The 23,950-nt window shown below is 68.9% G+C and carries 23 protein-coding genes; 5 read left to right on the forward strand and 18 right to left on the reverse strand.

Annotated features, from left to right (window positions below):
• Positions 1-18: 18 nt before the first annotated feature.
• Positions 19-1,266, forward strand: a complete 1,248-nt coding sequence (locus WHX56_RS07240) for a muropeptide transporter (protein WP_338881751.1) — start codon at positions 19-21, stop codon at positions 1,264-1,266.
• A gap of 232 nt (positions 1,267-1,498) precedes the next feature.
• Here WHX56_RS07240 and WHX56_RS07245 read toward each other — a convergent pair whose 3' ends face one another.
• On the reverse strand, positions 1,499-2,368 hold the full coding sequence (locus tag WHX56_RS07245; RefSeq protein ID WP_129241501.1) for a universal stress protein: 870 nt from the start codon (positions 2,366-2,368) through the stop codon (positions 1,499-1,501).
• Between the two features lie 222 nt (positions 2,369-2,590).
• Here WHX56_RS07245 and WHX56_RS07250 point away from each other — a divergent pair, with 222 nt between their 5' ends.
• Positions 2,591-3,229 carry a trimeric intracellular cation channel family protein gene (locus tag WHX56_RS07250; protein WP_287752103.1) on the forward strand — a complete coding sequence of 213 codons (639 nt, stop codon included), beginning with the start codon at positions 2,591-2,593 and terminating at the stop codon, positions 3,227-3,229.
• A 250-nt stretch (positions 3,230-3,479) separates the two neighbouring features.
• Complete coding sequence (locus WHX56_RS07255; protein ID WP_422393642.1) at positions 3,480-4,181, forward strand: GntR family transcriptional regulator; 702 nt, start codon at positions 3,480-3,482, stop codon at positions 4,179-4,181.
• Here WHX56_RS07255 and WHX56_RS07260 read toward each other — a convergent pair.
• Genes WHX56_RS07260 through WHX56_RS07275 form a run of 4 tightly spaced genes read right to left on the reverse strand, consistent with a single transcriptional unit; the run spans position 4,166 to position 7,135 of the window.
• Positions 4,166-4,945, reverse strand: coding sequence for a LamB/YcsF family protein (locus WHX56_RS07260; RefSeq protein WP_129241504.1), 780 nt, complete (start codon positions 4,943-4,945; stop codon positions 4,166-4,168). The two genes, WHX56_RS07255 and WHX56_RS07260, sit on opposite strands and share 16 nt — an antisense overlap.
• Before the next feature lie 13 nt (positions 4,946-4,958).
• Complete coding sequence (locus WHX56_RS07265; protein WP_338880868.1) at positions 4,959-5,951, reverse strand: biotin-dependent carboxyltransferase family protein; 993 nt, start codon at positions 5,949-5,951, stop codon at positions 4,959-4,961.
• Entirely contained in the window at positions 5,948-6,679 is a 732-nt protein-coding gene (gene pxpB / locus WHX56_RS07270; protein ID WP_338880869.1) for a 5-oxoprolinase subunit PxpB, read from the reverse strand. Before pxpB ends, WHX56_RS07265 begins: the two co-directional genes overlap by 4 nt.
• 24 nt (positions 6,680-6,703) lie before the next feature.
• On the reverse strand, positions 6,704-7,135 hold the full coding sequence (locus WHX56_RS07275) for a VOC family protein (protein WP_062684611.1): 432 nt from the start codon (positions 7,133-7,135) through the stop codon (positions 6,704-6,706).
• A gap of 143 nt (positions 7,136-7,278) precedes the next feature.
• Between WHX56_RS07275 and WHX56_RS07280 the strand changes: the two genes are divergently transcribed.
• Positions 7,279-8,160: a LysR family transcriptional regulator gene (locus WHX56_RS07280; RefSeq protein WP_338880870.1), complete on the forward strand. Its 882-nt coding sequence runs from the start codon at positions 7,279-7,281 to the stop codon at positions 8,158-8,160.
• On the opposite strand, the gene WHX56_RS07285 is transcribed toward WHX56_RS07280, so the two are convergent.
• The 13 genes from WHX56_RS07285 to phoB form a co-directional block, all read right to left on the reverse strand.
• Entirely contained in the window at positions 8,157-9,317 is a 1,161-nt protein-coding gene (locus tag WHX56_RS07285; protein ID WP_338880871.1) for a PepSY-associated TM helix domain-containing protein, read from the reverse strand. The two genes, WHX56_RS07280 and WHX56_RS07285, sit on opposite strands and share 4 nt — an antisense overlap.
• Positions 9,317-11,770, reverse strand: a complete 2,454-nt coding sequence (locus tag WHX56_RS07290) for a TonB-dependent receptor (RefSeq protein ID WP_338880872.1) — start codon at positions 11,768-11,770, stop codon at positions 9,317-9,319. The genes WHX56_RS07285 and WHX56_RS07290 overlap by 1 nt, the downstream gene beginning before the upstream one ends.
• Before the next feature lie 239 nt (positions 11,771-12,009).
• A complete protein-coding gene (locus tag WHX56_RS07295; RefSeq protein ID WP_338880873.1) occupies positions 12,010-13,020 on the reverse strand; it encodes a FecR domain-containing protein in 1,011 nt (336 codons plus the stop codon).
• A 2-nt stretch (positions 13,021-13,022) separates the two neighbouring features.
• Complete coding sequence (locus WHX56_RS07300) at positions 13,023-13,550, reverse strand: sigma-70 family RNA polymerase sigma factor (protein WP_287752113.1); 528 nt, start codon at positions 13,548-13,550, stop codon at positions 13,023-13,025.
• Between the two features lie 177 nt (positions 13,551-13,727).
• Positions 13,728-14,927: a phosphoglycerate dehydrogenase gene (serA, locus tag WHX56_RS07305; RefSeq protein WP_129241511.1), complete on the reverse strand. Its 1,200-nt coding sequence runs from the start codon at positions 14,925-14,927 to the stop codon at positions 13,728-13,730.
• Positions 14,928-15,026: 99 nt separating this feature from the next.
• A complete protein-coding gene (locus WHX56_RS07310; protein WP_129241512.1) occupies positions 15,027-15,485 on the reverse strand; it encodes a DUF411 domain-containing protein in 459 nt (152 codons plus the stop codon).
• A gap of 32 nt (positions 15,486-15,517) precedes the next feature.
• Positions 15,518-16,417, reverse strand: a complete 900-nt coding sequence (locus tag WHX56_RS07315) for a copper resistance protein B (RefSeq protein WP_338880874.1) — start codon at positions 16,415-16,417, stop codon at positions 15,518-15,520.
• A 3-nt stretch (positions 16,418-16,420) separates the two neighbouring features.
• Positions 16,421-18,145 carry a copper resistance system multicopper oxidase gene (locus tag WHX56_RS07320; protein ID WP_338880875.1) on the reverse strand — a complete coding sequence of 575 codons (1,725 nt, stop codon included), beginning with the start codon at positions 18,143-18,145 and terminating at the stop codon, positions 16,421-16,423.
• 25 nt (positions 18,146-18,170) lie between these two features.
• Complete coding sequence (locus WHX56_RS07325; protein ID WP_338880876.1) at positions 18,171-18,665, reverse strand: cupredoxin family protein; 495 nt, start codon at positions 18,663-18,665, stop codon at positions 18,171-18,173.
• Positions 18,666-18,736: 71 nt separating this feature from the next.
• Positions 18,737-20,140 carry a heavy metal sensor histidine kinase gene (locus WHX56_RS07330; protein ID WP_338880877.1) on the reverse strand — a complete coding sequence of 468 codons (1,404 nt, stop codon included), beginning with the start codon at positions 20,138-20,140 and terminating at the stop codon, positions 18,737-18,739.
• Positions 20,137-20,841 carry a heavy metal response regulator transcription factor gene (locus tag WHX56_RS07335; protein WP_287754898.1) on the reverse strand — a complete coding sequence of 235 codons (705 nt, stop codon included), beginning with the start codon at positions 20,839-20,841 and terminating at the stop codon, positions 20,137-20,139. Before WHX56_RS07335 ends, WHX56_RS07330 begins: the two co-directional genes overlap by 4 nt.
• 54 nt (positions 20,842-20,895) lie before the next feature.
• The gene (gene phoR, locus WHX56_RS07340) at positions 20,896-22,203 is read right to left on the reverse strand and encodes a phosphate regulon sensor histidine kinase PhoR (protein WP_129241515.1); all 1,308 of its coding nucleotides are present in this window, start codon (positions 22,201-22,203) and stop codon (positions 20,896-20,898) included.
• A gap of 12 nt (positions 22,204-22,215) precedes the next feature.
• Entirely contained in the window at positions 22,216-22,914 is a 699-nt protein-coding gene (gene phoB / locus WHX56_RS07345; protein WP_006227196.1) for a phosphate regulon transcriptional regulator PhoB, read from the reverse strand.
• A 161-nt stretch (positions 22,915-23,075) separates the two neighbouring features.
• On the opposite strand from phoB, the gene ubiE reads away from it, so the two are divergent.
• Positions 23,076-23,852 (forward strand): bifunctional demethylmenaquinone methyltransferase/2-methoxy-6-polyprenyl-1,4-benzoquinol methylase UbiE, encoded by a 777-nt coding sequence (gene ubiE / locus WHX56_RS07350; protein ID WP_062684601.1) that lies wholly within the window; start codon positions 23,076-23,078, stop codon positions 23,850-23,852.
• Positions 23,853-23,950: the final 98 nt, after the last annotated feature.

Genomic DNA, 23,950 nt, shown 5'->3' on the forward strand with positions numbered 1-23,950 from the left:
GCGTTACAGGAGACCGTCATTACCGCTGCAACCAATGTCTATACCAGCCCCCGCGTGGCCCCGTTGCTGGTCCTGGGCTTCGCCAGCGGATTGCCGCTGGCCCTGACCAGCGGCACCTTGCAGGCCTGGGCCACCGTGGAAGGCGTCCCGCTGCAGCAGATCGGTTTCCTGACCCTGGTAGGCACCGCCTACACCCTCAAGTTCCTGTGGGCGCCCTTCGTGGACCGCTACGTCCCGCCGCTGCTGGGGCGGCGGCGCGGCTGGATGCTGCTGACCCAGTTGCTGCTGGCGGCCGCCATCATGGCGATGGGCGCGCTGTCGCCGTCGTCGTCGCTGCAGCCCCTTGCCCTGCTGGCGGTGCTGGTGGCGTTCCTGTCGGCCACGCAGGACATCGCTTTCGACGCCTATTGCACCGACGTGCTGCGCAAGGAAGAGCGCGGGGCCGGCGCGGCCATCAAGGTCATGGGCTACCGGCTGGCCATGATCGTGTCGGGAGGGCTGGCGCTGATCCTGGCGGACCAGTGGATAGGCTGGGGCAATACCTACGTGCTGATGGGAGGGCTGATGCTGCTGTGCGCATTGGCCACGCTGTGGGCGCCGGAACCCGAGCACGTCGCCAACGCGCCGCGCAATCTGCGCGCGGCGGTGGGCGAGCCCCTGCGCGAATTCTTCACGCGGCGCGGGGCGGTGGCCGTGTTGCTGCTGATCGTGCTGTACAAGCTGGGCGACGCTTTCGCGGGCGCCTTGTCGACCACGTTCCTGATCCGGGGCGCGGGGTTCTCCCCGACCGAAGTGGGCACCGTGAACAAGGTGCTGGGGCTGGCCGCGACCATCATCGGCGCGCTGGCCGGCGGATCGCTCATGTCGCGCTGGGGCCTGTACCGGTCGCTGATGGCCTTCGGCCTGCTCCAGGCGGTGTCGAACCTGGCGTACTGGCTGATCGCCGTCAGTCCCAAGAGCATCTGGCTGATGGCCGGCGGCGTGGGGATCGAGAACCTGTGCGGCGGCCTGGGCACGGCGTCGTTCGTCGGGCTGCTGATGGCGTTGTGCCGCCAGCAGTTCTCCGCGACCCAGTTCGCGCTGCTGTCGGCGCTGTCGGCCGTGGGCCGCACCTATCTGGCCGGACCCCTCACGCCGCCGCTGGTCGAGCGCATGGGCTGGCCCGGTTTCTTCCTGCTGACCGTGGCGATCGCGCTGCCCGGCCTGGTGCTGCTGAAGATGTTGCGCGGCACGATAGAAACCATGGAAAAGCAAGGCGATTCGTAGGATGGGTGGAGCGCGAGATTCTCTCCATGAGGACTCCGCTCTCGAGCGCGCGCAACCCATGCTGCGGTGAGCAGATGGCCAGGCACATTCCACCACCAACAGCATCTTCCCCCGGGTGTCAGACACCCGGGGGGCATTGCTTCAATCCGTACCGCCATCGCGTATCGGGTGTCAGACACCTAGCCATTGGTACCGCCATCGCGTAATGGGTGTCAGACACCTGGTGAGGTGCTTACTCTTCGCCCACCAGCCTGACGATCAGCACGTCGCTGGGCAGGGATTCCAGCAGCCGTTCGGCCACGCTGCCGATGGCGGTGCGCAGGATGCCGGTGCGGCCGTGCGTGCCCGTCACGACCAGGTCGGAGCGGTGGTTGAACGAGTACTCGGACAGCACGGTTTCCGGCTGGCCGCATTCCAGCACCACCTTGGGGGCGGTGACGTTGGCCAGTTCGGGCGTCGCGGTGGTGAACTCCCGGGCGCTCTGTTCGGCGGCCTTGTAGAAGTTGCGCGTGACGGTCTCGTCCGGCACGTTCTTGCCCTGGAACGGCACGTCGTAGGCGTGGAAGAGCGTCAGGTTGGCGTTGGGCACCAGTTGCAGCGCGGCGCGCAGGGCCTGGCGCGAGCCGTCGGAGAAGTCGGTGGCCACCAGCACGTCGCGGTACGGCCTGCGCGGACGGGTCTTGACGACCAGCACCGGTTGGCGGGCCTGGCGGGCCAGCTTTTCCACGGTGGTCCCCAGTAGCAGCCGGCCCAGCGTCTCGTCGCGCGCGATGCCGGTGACGATCAGCGAGCAGCCGTAGCTGTCGGCCGTTTCCATGATGCGCGCCAGCGGATCCCCGCTGACCACCACCACCTCGGTCGGCACGTCGGCGGCCGCCAGGTCTTCCGCCAGCTCGCGTTCGGCCAGGGCCTTGTGGTCCGTCGACAGGCGGCGCCAGACGGGCGTGGTCAGGCGCGCCGGCGTGGCATGGGATTCCATGACATGCAGGACGATGAGCTTGGTGTCGAGTTCCTTGGCCAACTGCAGCGCGCGGTCCAGGGCGCGGTCGCCGCGCGCGCTGAGGTCGGTCGCCAACAGGATGGGGCCAGTTTGCTGTGTCATACGTTCTCTCCCGGGTGTGGCCGGACCGACGTCTCCCGCGTCCGTGCGCTCCGGCCGTTCCGCCCTTGCGGGCATATCCCCATTGTCTCGCTGCTTGCCGGACCGGGGCTTGATCGATATCAACGCAACGCCCAGCGTAAGGGATGGCGCGCGTCCAGGCAATGGCCGCCCGCCGGGGCCCGGGCTCAATACAATGGGGCCTGCCCCAACCGCGACCGCCCCATGTTCTCCGACATCTCGCCCTTCCTGCTGCATACGCTGTACCTCGTCGCCATCGTGGCCGAAGCCATGACCGCGGCGCTTTCCGCCGGCCGGCGCGACATGGACTGGATGGGCGTGTGCATCATCGCCTGCGTGACCGCGCTGGGCGGCGGGTCGCTGCGCGACGTGCTGCTGGGGCATTACCCCCTGACCTGGGTGATCCACCCCGAGTACCTGTGGATGACGGGCGGCGCCGCGATCGTGACGGCATTGATCGCGCCGGTCATGCGGCGCCTGCGCAGCCTCTTCCTTTTGGCTGACGCCCTGGGCCTGGTGGCGTTCACCGTCATCGGCTGCCAGGTCGCGCAGATGATGCAGTTGCCGATCACGGTGGTGCTGATCAGCGGCATGATCACCGGCTGCGCGGGCGGGGTGCTGCGCGACGTGCTTTGCAACGAAGTGCCGCTGCTCTTTCGCAAGGAGCTTTACGCCAGCGTGTCGGTCGTGACGGGCGGGCTGTACCTGGGAGGGCAGGCGCTGGGCCTGTCCGCCAACGCCGCCGTGCCCATCGCGCTTGCCGCCGGCCTGGCGGTGCGCCTGCTGGCGCTGCGGTTCAACTGGCAGATGCCCAAGTTCGTCTACCGGGACGACTGGGACTGAGCGCCGCAACAATTGGCCTGCGGTCCAATTAGTGGATGCCAAAGCGCGTTTACCAGGCGACGGGAGTGAGCATCCGACACATCCGCAACAATTGGCCTGCGGTCCAATCGACGGACGCCACAGCGCGTTTACCAGGCGACGGAAGTGAGCATCTGGCACATCCGCAACAATTTTCTTATTTGTGTTTCAAGAAATTTCTAGTATCTTGCCTGGTTCGCATACCATGCACACGCAGCACAAGGGGAGCCGATTGGACGTCAAAGCGCCCGCCACGATTCCATATTTCCTACAGGAACAGATTCGTGAATTGATAGTGGACGGGACGATCCGCCCCGGCCAGCCGCTACGGGAACAGGAACTGGAGCAACGTTTCGGCACCAGCCGCAGCCCCATACGGGAAGCGCTGCGCCTGCTGGAATTGAGCGGCCTGGTCACGCACGTTCAGCGCAAGGGCTTCCGGGCCACCCTCTATACGGAAACGCAGGTCCGCCACCTGTACCTGCTGCGCGCGGAACTGGAGGCCTATTGCCTGCGCCAGGCGGCCGTGGCCGACGACCTGGCGCCGCTGCTGGGCGAACTGCGCCGCCATGACGGCGCGATCGCCGCGGCGCTGGCCGGCGGCGACGTGCGCGCCTGCATCTCGGCGGCTTGCGAGTTCTACCTGGCCGCGGCCCGCAGCACGGGCAACACCCCGCTGGCCGGCATGCTCAGCAAGCTATATGAACAGATCGAGCCGCTGCGCTACCTGCTGGCCCGGCGGTCGATGGCGTCCAGCGCCATCCAGGCCTGCACCCGCGGCATCGTCGACGCGATGGCGGTCCGGGATGTCGAGCGCGCGGCCTTCCTGGTGCGCGATTACCTGGCGGATGTGCTGCCGGCGGTCGTGGATGCGTACCGGGACGCCGCGCTGCAGGACGCGGAAGACCTGGCGCCGCGCTACGGACGCGCCTGACCCCGGGGAGGCGTGCGCACTTCGATGCCGGCCTTTTCCAGGGCCTGGCGTATGCCGTTGGCGAACACCAGGGCGTTGGGCTGGTCGCCGTGGATGCAGAGGGTGTCCGCCCGCACCGGCACGTCCTTGCCGTCCACCGAACGCACCTTGCCTTCGCGCACCATGCGCACGACCTGCGCCACCGCCTGGTCCACGTCTTCGATCATCGCGCCGGCGCGTGTGCGCGGCGTTAGCGAACCGTCGTCCTGGTAGGAGCGGTCGGCGAAGACTTCGCTGGCGGCATCCAGGCCGATGGCGCGGGCGGCGTCGATCAGCTTGCTGCCGGCCAGCCCGTACAGGATCAGCGAGGCGTCCACGTCCTTGACGGCCTGGCAGATGGCGCGCGCCAGGCCTTCGTCCTTGGCCGCCATGTTGTAGAGGGCGCCGTGCGCCTTGACGTGATGCAGCCGCGCGCCCTGCGAGGCGGCGACGCCCGCCAGCGCCCCGATCTGGTAGACCACGATGTCGTAGGCCTCGTCGGGGCCGATCTGGATGACGCGGCGGCCGAAGCCGGCCAGGTCCTGAAGGCTGGGGTGCGCGCCCAGCGCCACGCCTTGCTCGAGGGCGGCCGCCACGGTCTTGCGCATGGTGGCCGGATCGCCGCCATGGAAGCCACAGGCGATGTTGGCGGAACTGACGTATTGCAGCACCGCCGCGTCGTTGCCCATGGTCCAGGCGCCATAGCTTTCGCCCATGTCGCAGTTCAGGTCGATTCGAGTGGTCATGGCGATTTCCTTTCTAGGCCAGGAGCGCGCGCAGCGGCGCCAGCGCTTCTTGCAGTTGCGTGAAGGCGCGCTCGCGCTCGCTGTCCAGGCGCTGCGCCTCTTCCAGCCCGATGGGCTGGAAGCGCAGCGTCTGTCCGGGAGCGCATTGCGCCAGGATGGGCAGGTCCACCGTGGCGATCTGCGCGATCTTGGGATAGCCGCCGGTGGTTTGCCGGTCGGCCATGAGAATGATGGCTTCGCCGCCCGAGGGCACCTGCACGGTGCCGAAGCAGGCGGCCTCCGACAGCATCTGGCGCGGCTGGCTCATGGACAGCGCCGGGCCCAGCAGGCGGTAGCCCATGCGGTCGGATTGCGGGCTGATGCGGAATTCCGATCCGGCGAAGTCCTGGCGGGAGGCTTCGGAGAATTCGTCCCAGTGCATGCCCGGCAGGAAGCGGATGGCGTCCCGGCGCTTGGCGCCCAGCGCCGCCGGCAGGTAGACGCGCACCTGCCACAGCGCGTCCTGCAGGGCGTCCAGGTCGCGGCCGCCGGCCAGCGGGGCCCGCAGGGGAACCTGGTCGCCCTTGGCCAGCGCGCGTCCCTGGAAACCGCCGAAGCCGCTGCGCAGATAAGTGCTTTCGCTGCCCATGACGCGCGGCAGCGCGAAGCCGCCGTGGACCGCCAGGTAGCCGCGCACTCCCGCGGCCGGCCTGGCGCCGAAGGCCAGCGTGTCGCCGGCCCGCGCGACCAGCGGGCGGTGGACGGGAAGGTCCCGGCCGTTCAGGGTGGCGCCCAGGTCGGCGCCCGCCAGCGCGAAGCACGCCGGCGCGTCGAAGCGCAGCGTGGGGCCCGTCAGCGTCATTTCCAGCGTGGCGGGGTCGTCCGGGTTGCCCGCCAGCGCGTTGGCCAGCCGGTGCGCGCGTTCGTCCATCGCGCCCGCGGCGGGAATGCCCTGGTGCTGGTAGCCCTCGCGGCCGCGGTCCTGGAAGCTGGACAGCATGCCGGGCTTGATCACGGTCACGCTCATCGTCCGGCCTCCCGGATGCGGTCGAATTCCTCGGGGGTGATGGGCACGAAGCGGACCGAGTCGCTGGGCTGGAGCAGGGCGGCGGGCTCGCGGGCCGGATCGAACATAGTCAAGGGCGTGGCGCCGATGATGTTCCAGCCGCCGGGCAGGCGGTTCGGGTAGATCACGGTCTGGCGGTTGGCCACCGCCACCGCGCCGGCCGGCACGGCGGTGCGCGGAGACGGGCGGCGCGGGATGTTCAGTTTTTCGTCGTGCACGCCCAGGTAGGCGTGGCCCGGCGCGAACCCCAGCATGAACACCATGCTGCGGGGCTGGCTGTGCAGTTCGATGACGCCCTCGGGCGTCAGGCCGGCGGCCCGGGCCACTTCGTCCAGGTCGGGGCCGTGTTCGCCGCCGTAGCAGACGGGGATGTCGACTTCGCGGCCGCCCGAGGCGTCGGCGCGGATGCCTTCGGCCAGCAGTTGCCCGATGCGTTCGGCAAGCTGGGCATAGGTGGGGCCGCCGTGTGCTCCGGGCCGGTAGTGCACGGCCACCGCGACGAACGAGGGCACCACGTCGGTCACGCCGGGAAGCCGCGCGTCGCGCAGCCTGGCGGCGGCGGCCAGACAGGTCCTGCCCACCGCCGCGTCGATGCGGTCGCCAAAGGAAACGATGAGGCAGCGGTCACCCTGGGGCAGGATGCGCCAGGAGGTTTCGGCCGGAGAAGGGGGTTCTGATAGGGCGTTCAACGACACGAAACCTGTAGGACGGATTTACTTGGCGAACAACGAATCCATATTCTTGAACGCCTTGAACTCCAGCGCATTGCCCGACGGATCCAGGAAGAACATGGTGGCCTGTTCACCGACCTCGCCCTTGAACCGGATGTAGGGCTCGATGACGAATTCAGTGCCGGCGTCGGTCAGGCGCTGGGCCATGGCCTCCCATTGTTCCATGGAAAGCACCGCGCCGAAATGGCGCACGGGCACATTATGCGAATCCACGGCGCTGGTGGCGCGGTGGCCGCATTCGCTGGGCGCCAGGTGCGCCACGATCTGGTGGCCGTAGAAGTTGAAGTCGATCCATTCGGGCGAGCTGCGGCCCTCCGGACAGCCCAGTTTTTCGCCATAAAAGGCGCGGGCTTCGGCCAGGTCGCGGACCGGGAAGGCCAGGTGGAACGGCGGCAGGTTGGTTTGAGCGGTCATGAAAAGCTCCGGGACAAAAAGTGACGATGGGATTGCGGACCGCCGCGAGCGCGGGCTGGCCTTGGCACCAGCCGCTATTTTATTAATTGTTTTTTTGATCAAAAAACGATATTTTTTGTGTCTTAGCATCGAAAAAATTGATCGTGATCAAAGAATTCAAGACCTTTATCGCGGTGGCGCGCGACGGCACCTTTACCGGCGCGGGGGCCCAACTGGGCCTGACCCAGTCCGCCGTCAGCGCCCAGATCAAGCGCCTGGAGGAATACCTGGGCGTGGCGCTGTTCGACCGCGGCGCGCGGGCGGCGGTGCTGAACGCCAATGGCCGCGAGATGCTGCCGCAGGCGGAAGAACTGGTCGCCATGGCCGAGCGCATGGCGGCCACGGCCGGGGCCGGCCATGTGAGCGGGTCGCTGCGGATCGGGGCCATCGCCTCGGTGCAGCAGGATCTGCTGGTGCGCGCGCTGGGCGAGTTCCGCGCGGTCTATCCCGATGTCCGCGTGCGCGTCGTGCCGGGCGTGTCGCTGTCGCTGCTGGGGCAGGTGGACGCGGGCGAGGTGGACATGGCCATGATGATCCGGCCGCCCTTCACCCTGCCGCCCGAACTGGGGTGGCAGCCGCTGCTGCGCGAGGAAGTGGTGCTGGCGATGCCGGCATCGATGGAGCCGGCGCCCTGGCGCGAGTTGCTGGCGGCGCAGCCGTTCATCCGCTACGACCGGGCGTCGTTCGGCGGGCGGGTGGTGGACCTGTTCCTGAAGAAGCAGCGCATCGCGGTGCACGAAGCGGTGGAGCTGGACGAGATCGAGGCCATCGCCAATATGGTGCGGCACGGGCTGGGCGTGGCGTTGCTGCCGCGGTTGCGGGGGCTGGACCTGGACGGGTTGCGCCTGGTGTCCCTGGGCGAGGCGGCGTTCTACCGGGAGATCGGGATCATCGGGCGGCTGCCGTTCGATGCGGGGAGCGTGGGGGGCAAGATGGCGGAATGCCTGGCGCGCGCGGCCTCCGAATCCGATCCTGCGCGCGGCTAGTTCTTGCGCTTGCGCCAAAGGTAGAGGCCGCTGCCCAGGATCGCGATCGCGGCCAGGTCCAGCGCGGCCCAGATCAGCTTCAGCGGCAGGCCGGCGGTGTTGCCGTAATGCAGCGGCCGCGAGAACTGCACCACGCGCAGGTACCAGGGCATTTCGAGGACTGCCGTCAGTCCGCCCGTGCGCGCATCAACCAGGATGCCATCGAAGAGGTGGGCCGCCAGCGGCGTTTCACCCCTGGCCCACAGCAGATAGTGGCCGGGCAGGCCCAGGCTGGCGTCGGGGAAACGCAGGGACTCCACGACCCGGCCGGGGGCGGCGGCCTTCGCGATGGCATAGGCCTGTTGCACCGAGGCCGGCCGCGGCCCTCCCGGGGCCGGGGTCCGCGCCGCGGCGGCGGCCTGGACGTCGGTGGACAACCAGTGGCGGAAGAGAGGAACCGCCAGTTCGTGTATGGCGCCGGTGATACCCATCGTCAACGTCCAGACCAGGGTGACGACCCCCAGGAGATTGTGGAGGTCCAGCCATTTCAGGCGCGGGGCGCGGTCGCCGCGGACGGTGCCAAAGGGCGTCTTCCTCATGTAGGGGTGATAGAGCGCGATGCCCGATATCACCGCCACCGCGAAGAGCAGGGCCATGAAACCCAGATATAACTGTCCGGGGAGACGGGCGTAGAGGTCGATGTGCAGGCGTGTCATGAGGGTCATGAAGCGGACGCCGGGACCCTCGCCGGCATCGCTGGCGGCCTGGCGCGGGAGGCCGGTGCGGGCGTCGTATTCCAGCCGGATCGAGGACGCGCCGTCCGGCGCGCCGGGGCCGGGAGCCAGGGCCATGACGACGCCGGGGGAGTCGCCGGCCACTTCGACCTCGACGATCCGGTGCGCGGGGTAGTCTTGGCGGGTCCGCGCTATCAGGAGGTCCAGGGGCGGCGCGGGCGTGTCCGGCGCGACGCTCGGCCAGGGCGGGCGGGTGTCCAGCCAGCCGACGACGTCGTCGTGGAAGATCAAGGGCAGTCCGGAGACGCAGACCACCAGCATGAAGAGGGTACAGGCCAGGCTGCTCCACTTGTGGACCAGATACCAGGCCTTGCCGCGCCGCGCCGGCGAGCGGCGGGGCGCCGCCGCCCGCGCGGGCGAGGGGCCGCCGGCGGACAGCCGCACTAGAACTCCGCGGTCACGGACAGCAGGACCGTGCGCGGCGCCGCCACCGTCAGGCCTTCACGCGCGGCCGACAGCCAGTAGTGCTTGTTGAACACGTTCTCCACCGTCGCCCGCAAGGTCACCGGCGTGCCGTTGATGTTCATCGCATAGCGCGCGCCGACGTCGTAGCGGGTCCAGCTCGGCAGTTGCTGCGTGTTCGCCGCATCGACGTATTGCGTGCTGGTGCGCAGCACGCGCGCCATCAGGGTCAGGCCTTCCACGAAAGGCGTATCCCATTCCGCCGCGGCGTTGAACTGCCAGCGCGGCACGGCGGGCGCGACGTGGCCGTCGTTCACGCCGCCCTCCGTCTTGGTCAGGACACCGGCGGTGTAGGCCACGCCGCCCAAGAGCCGCACGCGGCGCACCGGCTCGCCCTGCACCAGGAATTCCAGGCCGCGGTTGCGCTGCCTGCCGGCGGCCTGGTAGCGCATCGTATCCGGGTCCAGGTAGGCGCTGGGCTGTTCGATCTGGAATGCGCTCAGGGTGGTCGCAACGGTGCCGAAGTCGTACTTGACGCCGACTTCATATTGCTTGGATACGTCGGGCTTGAAGGTTTCGCCGGCATTCACGGCTTCGGCCGGGGCCGTGCCGCCCTGGCTCAGGCCTTCGATGTAGTTGCCGTACAGCGCCAGTTCCCGGGTCGGCCTCACCGTCAGCGCGATCGCCGGCGTGACGGCCGATTTGCCGTAGTCCGATACGCGGTCGCCCGTGGCGGGGTTGTAGTTCACCGACTGCACGCGCTGCTGGCGCAGGCCGCCGGTCAACTGCACCGCGCCGTCCAGTGCCGAAAGGGTGTCGGCCAGCGCAACGCTGTACAGCCGCGTTTCGCTGGTCTTGCCCAGGTCGCTGGGCTTGGGGATGGACGGTTTGGCCAGGTCGGCGGGATGGTACAGGTCGGAGAACACCGTGCTGGAGGAGCGCACGCGCGCCGACGAATAGTCGATATCGAGGAAGCTGGCCGACAGCACGGGCTCGTGCTTGATCGGGCCGGTATCGAAACGGCCGCGGATGCCGACTTCGCCGGTCTTGCTCCACAGTTTTTCGTTCAGGCGCGCGGGGATGGAGCCGATCATGCCGTCCGAATCGAGCATCAGCCAGGTGGTTTGCAGGCTTTCGAAGTCGTGCTTGCGCGCACCCAGCGCGCCGTACACGGTCCAGTCGTCGGAGAGGTCGTATTCCGCGCGCACGTCGCCAGTCCACTCCTTCGCCTTCCAGTAGGTCCAGTCGGGGAAGAAGTTGCGCTTCGGATCCGGCGCACGGCCGATGTCCTCGCCCGGGGAGGGCGGGAACAGCAGGCCGCTGCGCGCGTCGGTCACGCGGTTCTGGTAGTTGATGTCGCCCTCGATGCGGAAGCGGTTGCCGCGATAGTCCAGCCCGAGCGAGAAGGCGCCCATGTCTTCGCCGGCGCCGGAGATGTTCATATCGCCGCCGCTGCGCAGCGCGTTCAGGCGCACGCCGGCGCGCTGGTCTTCGCCGAACCGGCGCGCGATGTCCGCCTGCACGCCGAACTGGTTGTTCTCGATATAGGAAAGCGTGACGCGGTTCAGCGGGTCGGCGCCGGCGCGCTTGGGCACCAGGTTGATCGAGCCGCCGACCGAACCGAACGGCGCCATGCCGTTGAGCAGCGCGTTGGGGCCGCGCAGCACCTCGACGCGCTCGATGCCGATCAGCGAGGTGGAGTTGCGCGGGGAGATGCCGTAGAGGCCGTTGTAGGCAACGTCGTAATTGAACAGCGTGAAGCCGCGGATATTGAATTCGTCGCGGCCCGCGCCGCGCGAATAGGTGTTGCGCACCGAGGGGTCGTTCACCAGGACGTCGCCGATGTTCTGCGCCTGCTGGTCCTCGATCAGCTTGGACGTGTACGACGTCACGCTGAAGGGGGTGTCGAGGAAGTCCCTGTCGCCGAGCAGGCCGATCCTGGCTCCGCGCGCCACCTCGCCGCCGGGGTAGGGCTCGGCCGCCGCGGCGGCCGAGCCGGTGACCAGCACGGCGGGCAGGGTGGTTTCGGCAGCCGCGGGCGCGGGCCGCAGCGAGTAGCCGCCGTCGGCCCGGCGCACGGCTTGCAGGCCGGTGCTGCCAAGCAGTATCCGGAAGGCGGCGTCGACGGTATACGCGCCGCGCACCCCTGGGCTGGTCTTGCCGGCCGTCATGTCCGCGGGCACGCTGAGAAGAATATTGGCCTGGTCCGCGAAGCGGCTCAAAGCGCCCGCCAGGGGGCCGGCGGGAACGTCGTAGGCATGGACGGCGGCCGCGGCAGCGCGCTCGGCGGCTTGCGCATAGGCCGTGCCGGCGGCCGCGCCCGTCATCAGGATCGCGCCGAGCAGGGCCTTGCGCACTATGCGGTTCACGGCGACGGGGCGCGGCAATAGGGAGGGGGACAACCCCGGGTGGGCATGGTGCTGCAGGCGGCGCATGGGGCGGCTTTCCTTGTAATGGGGGTGGGCAAGGAGAGGTCCACCGCTGGCAGGCGCGGGGCATGGGCTGGCCGTCCCGGACGGGTATTGCCGCACGGGCGCGGCGCGTGTCCGCGGGGTCCTCTTTCCCTGTTAATCGAACGAGCAGCGGAAAAGCGAACCGCGGTGCGAAGATTTTCTGGAGGACTGGCGGCCTGGGGCGAGGCCGCGGACGAAAACGGGGAGCCCGGCGGGCGCGCTTACCTGGGTTCGAGCGTCACCCACCACGGCAGCGTGCGCTGGACGCGTATCGGCAGATCCCGTTCGAGCATGGCCAGCGTGCGGTCCCTGTCGTTGGCCGGATAGCGGCCAACGACGCGCAGGCCGGCGACGCGGGGATCGACGCCCATATATCCGGCGTGATAGCGCCCCAACTCCGCGATGAGGTCGGCGAGGGACAGGTTCTCCGCCAGGATCACGCCGCGGGACCAGGCTTCGCGCGCCGGATCGGCCGGGGCGGCCGCGGAGATGCCGTCGGCGGTGAAACGCATTTGTTCCCCGGCGCGGACGACCGCGGCGCGGCCGGCAAGGTTCTGGATGCGCACCTGCCCGTCATAGACCGCCAACAGGACATCGTCTTCCGTCTGCCTGACGGTGAAGCGAGTGCCCAGCGCCTGCAGCCGGCCAAAGCGGGTATCGACGAAGAAGGGCCGCTGCCGGGCATCCCTGCCGGTTTCGATGAGGATTTCGCCGCTGGCCAGCGTCACCAGGCGGCGATCCTGGTTGAAATGGACATCGATGGCGCTGCGGGTGTTGAGCCAGACGCGGGTGTCGTCGGCCAGGAGGATGTCGCGCTGTTCGCCGATGCCGGTGGCATAGTCGGACCGCCAGGCGGTGACGACGGCGGGCAAGGGGGTGAGCCGCCAGGACAGCCAGCCCAGGATGCCCACGCCACCCAGCGCCAGGACGCGGCCGGCGGCCTGGCGGCGCGACGGCGCGCGGCGGGAAGCGACCTGTACCGCTTTCTCGGCGGCTTCGCGTTCGCCGTCGGCGCGAAAAAGGGCGAAGCGCCGGCTGACCGCCTCGACGTGCGCCCAGGCCCGGCTATGTTCCGGCCGCGCGTCCAGCCAGCGTTGCCAGGCGGCGCGCTGCCGCGGGCCGGTTTCGGCATCCTGCAAGACCGCATACCACTCGGCCGCCACTTTCAGGCTTTCATAGTCCGCTTGCGCGGGGAGGTCGTCCGCCAGGACCGGCCGGGGTGCCGCCGCCATGGCTAGGGCGCCAGCCCGGCGTCGATCAGCGCGAGATGCAGCATGGCCTGGGCCAGGTACTTCTGCACCATGCGCAGGGACACGCCCATCCGGTCGGCGATCTCCCGGGTGGACAGCCCATGTATCTGGGCCTGGATGAAGGCCGAGCGCACTTTTTCCGGCAGGCGGCCGAGCCATTCGCCGACTTCCATCAGGGCCTCGATCACCAGCGCCTGGTGCTCAGGCGAAGGCGCGTAGGCTTCAGGCTGGGCCGCGAGGCTTTCCAGCCAGGCCTGTTCCACTTCCCGCCGCCGCCAGAGATCGGTGCACAACCCTTGCGCCATGGTGCGCAGATAGGCCCGCGCGGCCCCCGCGGTGGCAAAACCCTCGGGCGCCGGCCTGAGGATCAGGCGCAGGAAGGCATCGTGCGCCAGATCGGCGGCGTCCGCGGCGTTGCCCAGCCGCCGCCGCAGCCATCCCAGCAGCCAGCCGTGATGATCGCTGTATAGAGCGTGCAGATCTTGCTGCACGGGGAGATCGGCGGCGGACATCGGACGGACCCAGGCGCGATAGGCACGCCAAATTCAAGATGGATAGGAATGGTTATCGTTTATAACTGAAGTCCGCGGCATTGCGCAATGCGGATAAGCGCCGGGCCCGCGCGGGGAATGGGCGCGGCAGCAAAAAGGGCCCGCTTTCGCGGGCCCCTCTGCCATGCCGGAACAGATTTACACCCGGTCGCAACGGACCGTGATGGGATGGTTGCGCAAGGTCGTCATGACCAGGTCGTCGACCTGGCCTTCCACGTCGGTGATCACATAGCCGACCTGGCCCTTCGTCTGCAGGCTCTGGCTGACGATGTTCAGGCCGTGCTGCGCCATCAGGTTGTCCAGCGTGCCGAGCGCGCCCGGGGCGTTGCGGTGCACGTGCAGGATGCGGGTGTCGCCGGCCTGCTCCAGGTAGGGCAGTTCGGGGAAGTTGACCGCGCCCTTGGTGGTGCCCGCCTGCAGGAAGCGCACCAGCTTTTCGGCGACTTCGCGGCCGATGTTCTCTTGCGATTCCTGCGTGCTGCCGCCGATGTGCGGGGTGAGGATGACGTTGGGCATGCCGATCAGCGGGCTGGCCAGCGGTTCGTCCGGACCCTTGGGTTCGGTGGGGAACACGTCCAGCGCGGCGCCGGCCAGATGGCCGGATTTCAGGGCGGCGTGCAGCGCGTCGATGTCCACCACCGCGCCGCGCGAGGCGTTGATCAAAATGGCGCCGCGGCGCATGCGCCCGATGGTTGCGGCGTTCATGATCTTTTCGGTGGACTTGCCGCCCGGCACGTGCAGGGTCACGACGTCGGCCTGCTCCAGCAGATCGTTGAGCGTCCCGGCGGGGCGGGCGTTGCCCAGCGGCAGCTTGGCCTCGACGTCGTGGTAGATCACGCGCATGCCCAGGCTTTCGGCCAGCGTGCTGATCTGCGAGCCGATATTGCCGTAGCCCACGATGCCCAGCGTCTTGCCGCGGGTTTCGAAGGCGCCGGAGGCGCTCTTGTCCCAGTGGCCCAGGTGCACGCGCGCGTTCTTTTCCGGAATCCGGCGCAGCAGCAGGATGGCTTCGCCCAGCACCAGTTCGGCGACCGAGCGGGTATTCGAGAAGGGCGCATTGAATACCGGGACGCCGCGCTGCATGGCCGCGTCCAGGTCGACCTGGTTGGTGCCGATGCAGAAGCAGCCCACGACGCGCAGGTCGGGGTTGCCGGACAGCAGGCTGGCGTCCAGGTGCGTGCGAGAACGGATCCCGGCCACCTGCGCGCCGCGCAGGGCTTCGCCCAATTGTGCCGGCGGCAAGGCCGTGGCGTGCGTGACGATGTCGGTGTAGCCGGCGGCTTCGAAGACGGCGCGGGCGCTCGGATGGATGTTCTCGAACAGGACGATTTTTGCCATGACTGCCAAGGGGAGGGGTGGGGAATGCGTTTTATTTATTGTGGCGCATTTTTGCTGCGGTGCAAGGAGTAGCCATTGGGGCGGTGGGGGTGAATTGTTTCAGCGGTAGGACTGGAACACCTGGGCGCCGCCCCGCTTGTCCACCAGCACCACGTCGTGCGGGGTCTTGCGGCCGCCGTATTCGGGGCCGTCCATGCCGGGCGAGCCCAGCGGCATGCCCGGGGCGGCCAGGCCGGCGGCGTCGGGCTTTTCCAGCAGCAGCCGGCGCACGTCGCTGGCGGGCACGTGGCCTTCGATGGCGTAGCCTTCCACGGCCGCGGTGTGGCAGGAGCCGTAGTCCGCCATCCCGGCGTTGCGGCGGATCGGGCCGGTGTCCTGGACGTCGTGCGCGGTGACGGCGAATCCGTTGTCGCGCATGTGCTGGATCCAGTCCTCGCAGCAGCCGCAAGTGGGCGTTTTCCAGACTTCGACCCGGGTGGGCGCCTGCGCGGCGGCAAGGGCGGGCAGGCACAGGGCCGCGGCGAGGGCCAGGCGGCGCGTAAGGCGAGGGACGTTCATGATGCTCCGTGCTGGGGACGTGGACATACGGTTCAGAACCAGAACCGCACGCCCGCCATGATGGCGGTCTGGGACCGGCTGGCGCCGGCGTCCGACGCGTAGCGGGCGGTCTGGCCGAACTTGCGTTCAAAGGATACGCCAATATAGGGCGCGAACTCGCGGGTGACCTCGTAGCGCAGCCGCAGCGACAGCGATCCGTCCGACAGGCCGGAGCCGATGCCGCGTTCCGGGTCGTCCTTGCCGTAGAGGCTGGCTTCCAGCTCCGGCGTGAAGATCAGGCGCTGCGTCAGCAGCAGGTCGTATTCGGCCTTCAGCGCCAGCGCCGTGCGGCCGGACGAGCCCGCGTAGCCGGTGGCTTCGAGTTCGATGTTGTAGGGCAGGACGCCTTCGACGCCGATGGCCGCCCAGTTGCGCTTGGGGCCGGCGCCGATGTCCCGGCGCGCGCCCAGTTGCAGGTCCCAGAAGGGCGAGACGGCATGGCTCCAGAACGCTTCGACCTTGCCGTCCGATCCTTCGCCGTTCTCGCGTTCGCCCTCGCTCTTGACCAGCAGGCGGTCGGTGGCGGTGCCGAACCAGAAGCGCCCGTCCCAGTCCAGCGCGTTCCGCCCATCGCGGTTGCGCAAGACGCCGAACCTGTCGAACAGCACCTGCCAAGTGGGCGCGTTGTCCATCATGTGCGGATGGATGCCGTAGCTGTCGTAGCCGCGTTCGCCCGCGCCGTCGCTGGACGGCAGGCTGCCGATGGGCGGGGCGGCCCGCGCGCCATCCTCCATCGCGTGGTCCATCGATCCATGGTCCATCGAGCCGTGGTCCATTCCAGGCATGGAACCATGGTCCATCGCGGCCGGCTGGGCCCAGGCGGCGGGGGCGGACAGCGCCGCGGCCAGCGCGCAGGCGCGCAACCGCCGGGTGTGGCGATTCATCGGTTTCATCGTTTACTCCACCACGACCGCTCTGAACATGCCGGCCTCCATGTGGTACAGCAGGTGGCAGTGGTAGGCCCAGTTTCCGCGCGCGTCCGCGCTGACGCGGTAGCTCAGCCGCTGCGCCGGGTTGAGGGAGATAGTGTGCTTGCGCACCTGGAAGGCGCCGTCCGGCGATTCCAGGTCGCTCCACAGCCCGTGCAGGTGGATGGGATGCGTCATCATCGTGTCGTTGACCAGGACGAAGCGCACGCGTTCGCCGTAGCGCAGCACGATGGGCCTGGCGTCCGAGAACTTCACGCCGTTGAAGGACCACATATAGCGCTCCATGGTCCCGGTCAGGTGCAGCTCGATCTCGCGGGACGGCGCGCGGTCGTCCTCGGGTTCGCGCAGGGACCGCAGGTCGGCGTAGGTCAGCACGCGGCGGCCGTTGCCGCGCAGGCCCACGCCGGGATCGTCCAGCCGGGTCGACACCACGCCGGGCAGCATGGAATTGCCCACGCCGCGCTCGGCCGGATAGGGGTGTTCGACCTCCACCATGCCGCCTTGCCCCGCGCCGGCGCCGTGGTCGCCGTGGTCCATGCCCGGCATGGCGCCATGGCCGCCGCCGCCCATGCCGTGCGCCATGCCCATGTCCATCATGCCCAGCAACTGCACGCGGTCCAGCGCGGGAACCTCGGCCTGCATGCCCGCGCGCGGCGCCAGCGTGGCGCGCGCGTAGCCCGAGCGGTCCATGGCCTGCGAGAAAATGGTGTAGGCGCGCTCGTCCAGGGGCTCGACGATGACGTCATAGGTTTCGGCCACGCCGATGCGGAACTCGTCCACGTCCACGGGGCGCACGTCCTGCCCGTCCGCGGCCACCACCGTCATCTTCAGCCCGGGGATGCGGACGTCGAAGTACGTCATCGCGGAACCGTTGATGAAGCGCAGGCGCACGCGTTCGCCCGGCCGGAACAGGCCCGTCCAGTTTCCGGCCGGCGTGGCGCCGTTGGTGAGGAAGGTATACGTGGCGCCGGACACGTCCGCCAGGTCCGACGGATTCATGCGCATTTGTTCCCACATCAGCCGTTCCGACAGCGCGGCGCTCCAGCCCTTGTCGCGGGCCTCGGCGCGCAGGCTCTCGACGCTGGGCTGGATGCGGTTGTAGTAGTCCGGCATGATCTTCAGCTTGTTGAAGAGCCGCATGGGATCTTCGTCCGTCCAGTCGGACAGCAGCACCGTGTAGTCGCGGTCGGAAGCGATGGGATCGCGGCGGCGCGGGTCGATGACGATCGCGCCGTACAGGCCGGTCTGTTCCTGGAAGCCGGAGTGGCTGTGGTACCAGTACGTGCCGCTCTGGCGCACGTCGAAGCGGTAGGTGAAGGTCTGCCCCGGATCGATGCCGGGAAAGCTCAGCCCCGGCACGCCGTCCATGTCGGTGGGCAGCAGGATGCCGTGCCAGTGGATGGAGGTCTGTTCGCGCAGGCGGTTGGTGACGTGCAGGGTCACCGTGTCGCCTTCGCGCCAGCGCAGCACCGGGGCGGGCAGCCGCCCGTTCACCGTGGTGCCGATGCGGGCCGCGCCCGTGAAATTCACGGGGGTTTCGCCGATCTCCAGATGGAATTCGGTGCCGCGCAATTCCGCGGCCGCGGCGGGGGCGGCCAGCGCGGCGCGCCAGTTGCCCAGCGCGGCCAGCGCGCCGCCGCCGGCCAGGCCCTGCACGAAGCGCCGGCGGGAAAGGGGAAGGGAGACTGTCATGTCGGATCCGTTCGGGCGGCGGCGCTCACTGCACCGACACCGCGCCCTTCATGCCGGCGGTGTAGTGGCCGGGCTCCAGGCAGCCGAAGGACACCGTGCCGGCCTTGTCGAAGCGCCAGACGATCTGGCCGCTCCCGCCGCCTTCCAGCGACACGGCATTGGCTTCCTCGTGGCGCATGCCCGGGTCCTTCATCATCATGTCGTAGTGCGCCTTGAGGTCGGCGTCGGTGCCCAGCACCAGTTCGTGCCGGATCCTGCCGGAATTCCGCACGTTCAGGCGCACGGTCTCGCCCGCCTTGACCTCGATGCGGGCGGGCGTGAAGCGCATGGCGTCGGTCATGTCGACGTCGATGCTGCGGGTGACGCGGGCCGGGTCGCCCGGCTTGCCGATGGGGGCCGAGGCGGCCGGCGCGGCGTGGCCGGCGTGGTCGCCATGGCTGCCGGCGGCATGCGCGGCGCCCGCGCCTAGCGTCAGGGCCAGGAAGGCGGCTTGGGTGGTGCGGAGCAGAAGGCCTTTCACGCGGATCCTCGATGGTGGGGACGGTGATGGCACTGTAGGAAAACGGCGGTGACCCTATCCTGTCGCCCGGATTACATTTTTGTAATGTCGGCCGCCGCGGCGTGGCCGTCCGGCCCGCGCAGGGTGATGCCGACGACGGTGCCGCGGGCGTCCGACGCGGCGTCCACTTCGCCGCCGTGCATGCGGGCGATGGCGCGCACGATGGCCAGGCCCAGCCCGTGGCCTTCGCTGCGCGGCGCGCGCGCCTGGCCCGAGCGGAAGAAGCGGTCGAAGATGCGGGGCAGGTCGGCGGCGGGGATGGGGGGGCCGGGGTTGCGCGCTTCCACCCGGGCGCCGGCCGGCGACGCCGAGCACGACAGCACGATTTCGCCGCCGCGGGGCGTGGCCTTGATGGCGTTGGAGATCAGGTTGGCCAGCGCGCGGCGCACCAGCCCCGGGTTGGCGGCGACGGCGGCGTCTCCCTCGCAGCGCAGGGAGACCCCGTGTTCCTCCAGGGTGGCCTCGTAGTATTCCGCCACGCGCAGCGCTTCGGCGGCCAGCGATACCGGCTTGAGGTCCGCCGCCCGTTCGCCGCGGTCGGCGCGGGCCAGGAACAGCATGTCGTTGACCAGGGTCTTCAGGTCTTCCAGTTCTTCCAGGTTGGATTCCAGCGCGTCGCGCAGTTCATCGCCGCTGCGCGGCGACGACAGCATGACCTGCGCGCCGTTGATCAGCGTGGCCAGCGGCGTGCGCAGTTCGTGCGCCACGTCGGCGTTGAAGCCCTCCATCTGCTGGTAGGCCTCTTGCAGCCGCTCCAGGGTCCGGTTGAAGGACCGCACCAGTTCGTGCAGTTCGCGGTCGGTGTCTTCCAGCGGCAGGCGCCGCGACAGGTTGTCGGGCTGGATGCGGGCCGCCTGTTCGGACAGCCTGCGCGCCGGCGCCATGCTGCGGCGCACGGCCCAGGCGGCCAGCACCACCGTCGCGCCCACCCACAGCGCGCAGATCAGCGCCAGCGCGGTGCCATAGGCATACAGGAACTGCGAACTGCTGCGGGTGCTGACGGCCACGGTCAACTGCGCGCCAGGCAGGATGCGGTCGTTCATGTCCACGCGCAGCCCGCGCATGCGGCCGCCGTCCGGGGCCTGCAACACGACCTGCCTGTCCGGCAGCGTTTCCAGCGTTTCGGGGGCGGCGCCGCCGTAGACCACTTTGCCCTGGGCGTCCAGGATCCAGATCCCCAATTGGCCCTGGCCCGCCCGCATCTCGTCGAAAGTGGCGGCCAGGTCCTGCAGGCCGCTGGCGCTGTTCTGCATGTCGATCAGGTGGTCGATCAGTTCCAGCTTGCCGCTGACCTCGGTGATTTCCTGGCGCTCGACCTCGCGCTTGAGCGCCCAGAACAGGGTGGCGCCCGCCAGGCTGGACACCAGCAGCGCGATGGCGCCCAGCAGCAAGGTCAGGCGCGCCTGCATGGAGCGCATGCGCGGCGGCTTTTTCATGCGGGGCGGCCATCCGCGGGGCGGCCGTCCGCGGGGCGCGATTCCAGCACGTAGCCCATGCCGCGCACCGTGTGCAGCAATTTGGTGTCGTAGGGGTCGTCCAGCTTGCCGCGCAGCCGCCGCACGGCGACGTCGATGACGTTGGTGTCGCTGTCGAAGTTCATGTCCCAGACCTGTTCCGCCAGCGTCGTGCGCGACAGCACCTGGCCCTGGCGGCGCAGCAGCAGCGCCAGCAGGCTGAATTCCTTGGCGGTCAGGTCCAGCCGCCGCCCAGCCCGCTGGGCGCGGCGCCGCGCCAGGTCCAGTTCCAGGTCGGCCAGCCGCAGCACCGTGGGTTCCTGCGAGCGCCCGCGCCGCAGCAGCGCCTGCACGCGCGCCAGGAACTCCGAGAAGGCGAAGGGCTTGACCAGGTAGTCGTCGGCGCCGCCCTCCAGCCCGCGCACGCGGTCTTCCACGGCGTCGCGCGCCGTCAGCATCAGGATCGGGGTGTCTTTCTGCGCGCGCACGGCGGCCAGGACGCCGAACCCGTCCACGCCCGGCAGCATCACGTCCAGCACGATCAGGTCGTAGGCGCCTTCCAGCGCCAGGTGCAGGCCGTTCACGCCGTCGCGGGCGAGGTCCACGACGTGGCTTTGCTCCGACAGCCCCTTTTTGAGGTAGTCGGCCAGTTTGGGTTCGTCTTCGATGACCAGGATGCGCATGGCCGAAAATTTACCATCCGCGCCGCGCGATCGGCGCGGATGGGCGCAGCGGGGTCAGACGGTGGTTTCGACCGCGACGCGATCGGGCGGAAAGCGCAGGGCGAATACGCTGCCCTTGCCCTGCTCGCTCGTAATCAGCAGTTCGGCGTCGTGTCGCATGGCGATGTGCTTGGTGATCGCCAGCCCCAGGCCGGTGCCGCCCACGGCGCGCGAGCGGCCGCGGTCCACGCGGTAGAAGCGTTCGGTCAGGCGGGGCAGGTGGCGGGCGGGGATGCCGATGCCGGTGTCCTGCACGCTGTAGCGCGCGCCGCCGTCCTCTTCGCGCGCCCAGCGCACGGTGATGGTGCCGCCGTCGGGCGTGTACCGCACCGCGTTGGTCAGCAGGTTGGACAGGGCCGAGGCCAGCTCGGTTTCCGCGCCCAGCACGTCCAGGGATTCGTCGATGTGCCACTCCAGCACGTGGCGGCCGCCCGACAGCGCCTCGACCTGCTGGCGCGCCTTCTGCAGCAGGGCGCTGATGTTGACGGCGCGCGGGTCGGTGCCGGGCGACGATTCCAGCGTGGACAGGGTCAGCAGGTCTTCCACGATGGCCTGCATGCGCTGGGCCTGCTCGTGCATCATGTCGATGTACTGTTCGCGCTGCTCGGCCGGCAGGGCGTCCGACGGCATGTCGCGCAGCGTTTCCAGGAAGCCCGCCAGCACCGTCAGGGGGGTGCGCAGTTCGTGCGACACGTTGGCGACGAAATCGCGGCGGGTGGTTTCCAAGCGCTCGATCTGGGTGACGTCGCGGGTGATCAGCAGGCGCTGGTTGCTGGCGTAGGCCGTCAACTGCATCATCATCAGCCGTTCCTGGCCGTTCTGGCCCAGGCGCACCAGGATGGGGTCGGGCCAGGACGGGCGGTGCGCATATTCCACGAATTCCGGAGCGCGCAGGAGGTTCAGCAGGTTATGGCCCCGGTCGGCCGGAAGGCGCAGCCCCAGGTGCTGGCGCGCCATGCGGTTGCACCAGTCGATCTGGAAATCCTCGTTCAGGGTCACCGCGCCGTCGGGCAGCGCCTGGGCGGCCGCCAGCATGCCGTGCATGGTGTCCCGGGTTTCGTCCAGTTCGCGGGCGCGGGCCCGGGTGTAGCGGTACAGCGGGGCGAGGATGTCGTCCCAGGGGCCGACGGAGGCGGGCGGGGAGGAGTCGGGGTTGTTGGCCCAGCGGGAGACGAGGTGCAGCCGCCAACTGCGCCAGACCAGCATGGCGGACAGCGCGGCGCTGAACAGGATCCAGCCCGCCGGATCTCCAATGAGCCATTGGGCGATGGACGCCGCGACCGCCCACAGGGCGATCAGGAAAAGGGTGCGCAGCCAGATCATGGTGCGGCAGTTTTACCGCGTCGGGAGCTGGGCGGTAAACCGGTAGCCGCTGCCGCGGACCGTTTCCACGTGCGCGTCATGGCCGCTGGGCTCCAGCGCCTTGCGCAGGCGGCGGATGTGGACGTCGACCGTGCGTTCTTCCACGAAGACGTGGTCGCCCCAGACCTGGTCCAGCAACTGCGAACGGGAGAACACCCGCTCGGGGTGGGTCATGAAGAAGTGCAGCAGGCGGAATTCGGTGGGGCCGATCTGCAGCGACTGGCTGTTGCCCGACAGGCGATGCGTCACCGGATCCAGCTTCAGGCCGCCCACGTCGATCACGTCGTCGGTGAGCTGGGGCGCGCGGCGGCGCAGCACGGCCTTGATGCGGGCCATCAGCTCCTTGGGCGAGAACGGCTTGGTAATGTAGTCGTCGGCGCCGGCTTCCAGGCCGTCCACCTTGTCCTGTTCCGAGCCCTTGGCGGTCAGCATGATGACCGGGACGGCCCGGGTGCGTTCGTCGTTGCGCAGCTTGCGCGCCATGGCGAGGCCGGAGGTGCCAGGCAGCATCCAGTCCAGCAGGATCAGGTCGGGGAGTTCGGCGCGGATCAGGGTCTGGGCCTGGTCGGCGTCGAAGGCGCGCAGCACCTTGTGCCCGGCGAAGGACAGGTTGACGGCGATCAGTTCCTGGATGGCGGGTTCGTCTTCGACGACGAGGATGGTGCTGGACATGGCGGATTGGGCACACTTCTGAGCGCCGGCGCGGCGCGAACATTGCGATAGTATGGCCGCAATATTTCAGGTATGTGACCGCGGGGGGCCGCCGGAGGCGTCCGCGGGCCTCGGCCCGGGGGCCGATAGGCTACCATTGGACGATATATCGGGAATTCACCATGCAAAACCCCTCCGAATCGCAACATTCCGCGGATTCCGCGTCGCCATCCACCCATTTCGGCTTCCAGTCGGTGCCGGAAAGCGAAAAAGCCCGCAAGGTCGCGGAAGTCTTCCATTCGGTCGCGCAGCGCTACGACGTCATGAACGATTTCATGTCGGCGGGCCTGCACCGCGTCTGGAAGGCCTTCACCATCGGCCGCGCGGCCATCCGCCCCGGCATGAAGGTGCTGGACATCGCCGGCGGCACGGGCGACCTGGCGAAAGCCTTCGCCAAGCGGGCCGGGCCCACCGGCGAGGTCTGGCTTACCGACATCAACGATTCCATGCTGCGCGTGGGCCGCGACCGCCTGACCGACGCCGGCCTGCTGGTCCCCGCCGCGGTGTGCGACGCCGAACGGCTGCCCTTTCCCTCGGGCTATTTCGACCGCGTCAGCGTGGCCTTCGGCCTGCGCAACATGACCCACAAGGACCGCGCCCTGGCGGAAATGACCCGGGTGCTCAAGCCGGGCGGCAAGCTGCTGGTGCTGGAATTCTCCCGCGTCGCCAAGCCGCTGGCGCCGGCCTACGACTGGTATTCCTTCAATGTGCTGCCCTGGCTGGGCAAGAAGATCGCCAAGGACGAGGCCAGCTACCGTTACCTGGCCGAATCGATCCGCATGCATCCCGACCAGGAAACCCTGGCCGACATGCTGCGCACGGCCGGCCTGGAGCGGGTGCAGTATTTCAACCTGACTGCCGGCATCGCCGCCTTGCACGAAGGCGTGCGGTTGGGCTGACCGCCCGGGCCCGCGGGATATTTCGCCGCCCCTTGCGGAACTTGTGGGCCGGCGTCTTGTCCGTTATTCTTACGTCATTCAGATTATTGTAAGAAAAG

Origin of the sequence: Achromobacter veterisilvae, assembly GCF_037619525.1 — a bacterium.
Taxonomy (GTDB): domain Bacteria; phylum Pseudomonadota; class Gammaproteobacteria; order Burkholderiales; family Burkholderiaceae_B; genus Achromobacter; species Achromobacter veterisilvae.

Excerpts from the sequence above, each read along its gene's own strand:
- WHX56_RS07245 (WP_129241501.1), bottom strand. The coding sequence starts at position 2,368 with ATGACACAGCAAACTGGCCCCATCCTGTTGGCGACCGACCTCAGCGCG.
- WHX56_RS07250 (WP_287752103.1), top strand. The coding sequence starts at position 2,591 with ATGTTCTCCGACATCTCGCCCTTCCTGCTGCATACGCTGTACCTCGTC.
- WHX56_RS07260 (WP_129241504.1), bottom strand. The coding sequence starts at position 4,945 with ATGACCACTCGAATCGACCTGAACTGCGACATGGGCGAAAGCTATGGC.
- WHX56_RS07265 (WP_338880868.1), bottom strand. The coding sequence starts at position 5,951 with ATGAGCGTGACCGTGATCAAGCCCGGCATGCTGTCCAGCTTCCAGGAC.
- WHX56_RS07275 (WP_062684611.1), bottom strand. The coding sequence starts at position 7,135 with ATGACCGCTCAAACCAACCTGCCGCCGTTCCACCTGGCCTTCCCGGTC.
- WHX56_RS07290 (WP_338880872.1), bottom strand. The coding sequence starts at position 11,770 with ATGCGCCGCCTGCAGCACCATGCCCACCCGGGGTTGTCCCCCTCCCTA.
- WHX56_RS07295 (WP_338880873.1), bottom strand. The coding sequence starts at position 13,020 with ATGGCGGCGGCACCCCGGCCGGTCCTGGCGGACGACCTCCCCGCGCAA.
- WHX56_RS07300 (WP_287752113.1), bottom strand. The coding sequence starts at position 13,550 with ATGTCCGCCGCCGATCTCCCCGTGCAGCAAGATCTGCACGCTCTATAC.
- serA (WP_129241511.1), bottom strand. The coding sequence starts at position 14,927 with ATGGCAAAAATCGTCCTGTTCGAGAACATCCATCCGAGCGCCCGCGCC.
- WHX56_RS07310 (WP_129241512.1), bottom strand. The coding sequence starts at position 15,485 with ATGAACGTCCCTCGCCTTACGCGCCGCCTGGCCCTCGCCGCGGCCCTG.
- WHX56_RS07315 (WP_338880874.1), bottom strand. The coding sequence starts at position 16,417 with ATGAAACCGATGAATCGCCACACCCGGCGGTTGCGCGCCTGCGCGCTG.
- WHX56_RS07320 (WP_338880875.1), bottom strand. The coding sequence starts at position 18,145 with ATGACAGTCTCCCTTCCCCTTTCCCGCCGGCGCTTCGTGCAGGGCCTG.
- WHX56_RS07330 (WP_338880877.1), bottom strand. The coding sequence starts at position 20,140 with ATGAAAAAGCCGCCGCGCATGCGCTCCATGCAGGCGCGCCTGACCTTG.
- WHX56_RS07335 (WP_287754898.1), bottom strand. The coding sequence starts at position 20,841 with ATGCGCATCCTGGTCATCGAAGACGAACCCAAACTGGCCGACTACCTC.
- phoR (WP_129241515.1), bottom strand. The coding sequence starts at position 22,203 with ATGATCTGGCTGCGCACCCTTTTCCTGATCGCCCTGTGGGCGGTCGCG.
- phoB (WP_006227196.1), bottom strand. The coding sequence starts at position 22,914 with ATGTCCAGCACCATCCTCGTCGTCGAAGACGAACCCGCCATCCAGGAA.
- ubiE (WP_062684601.1), top strand. The coding sequence starts at position 23,076 with ATGCAAAACCCCTCCGAATCGCAACATTCCGCGGATTCCGCGTCGCCA.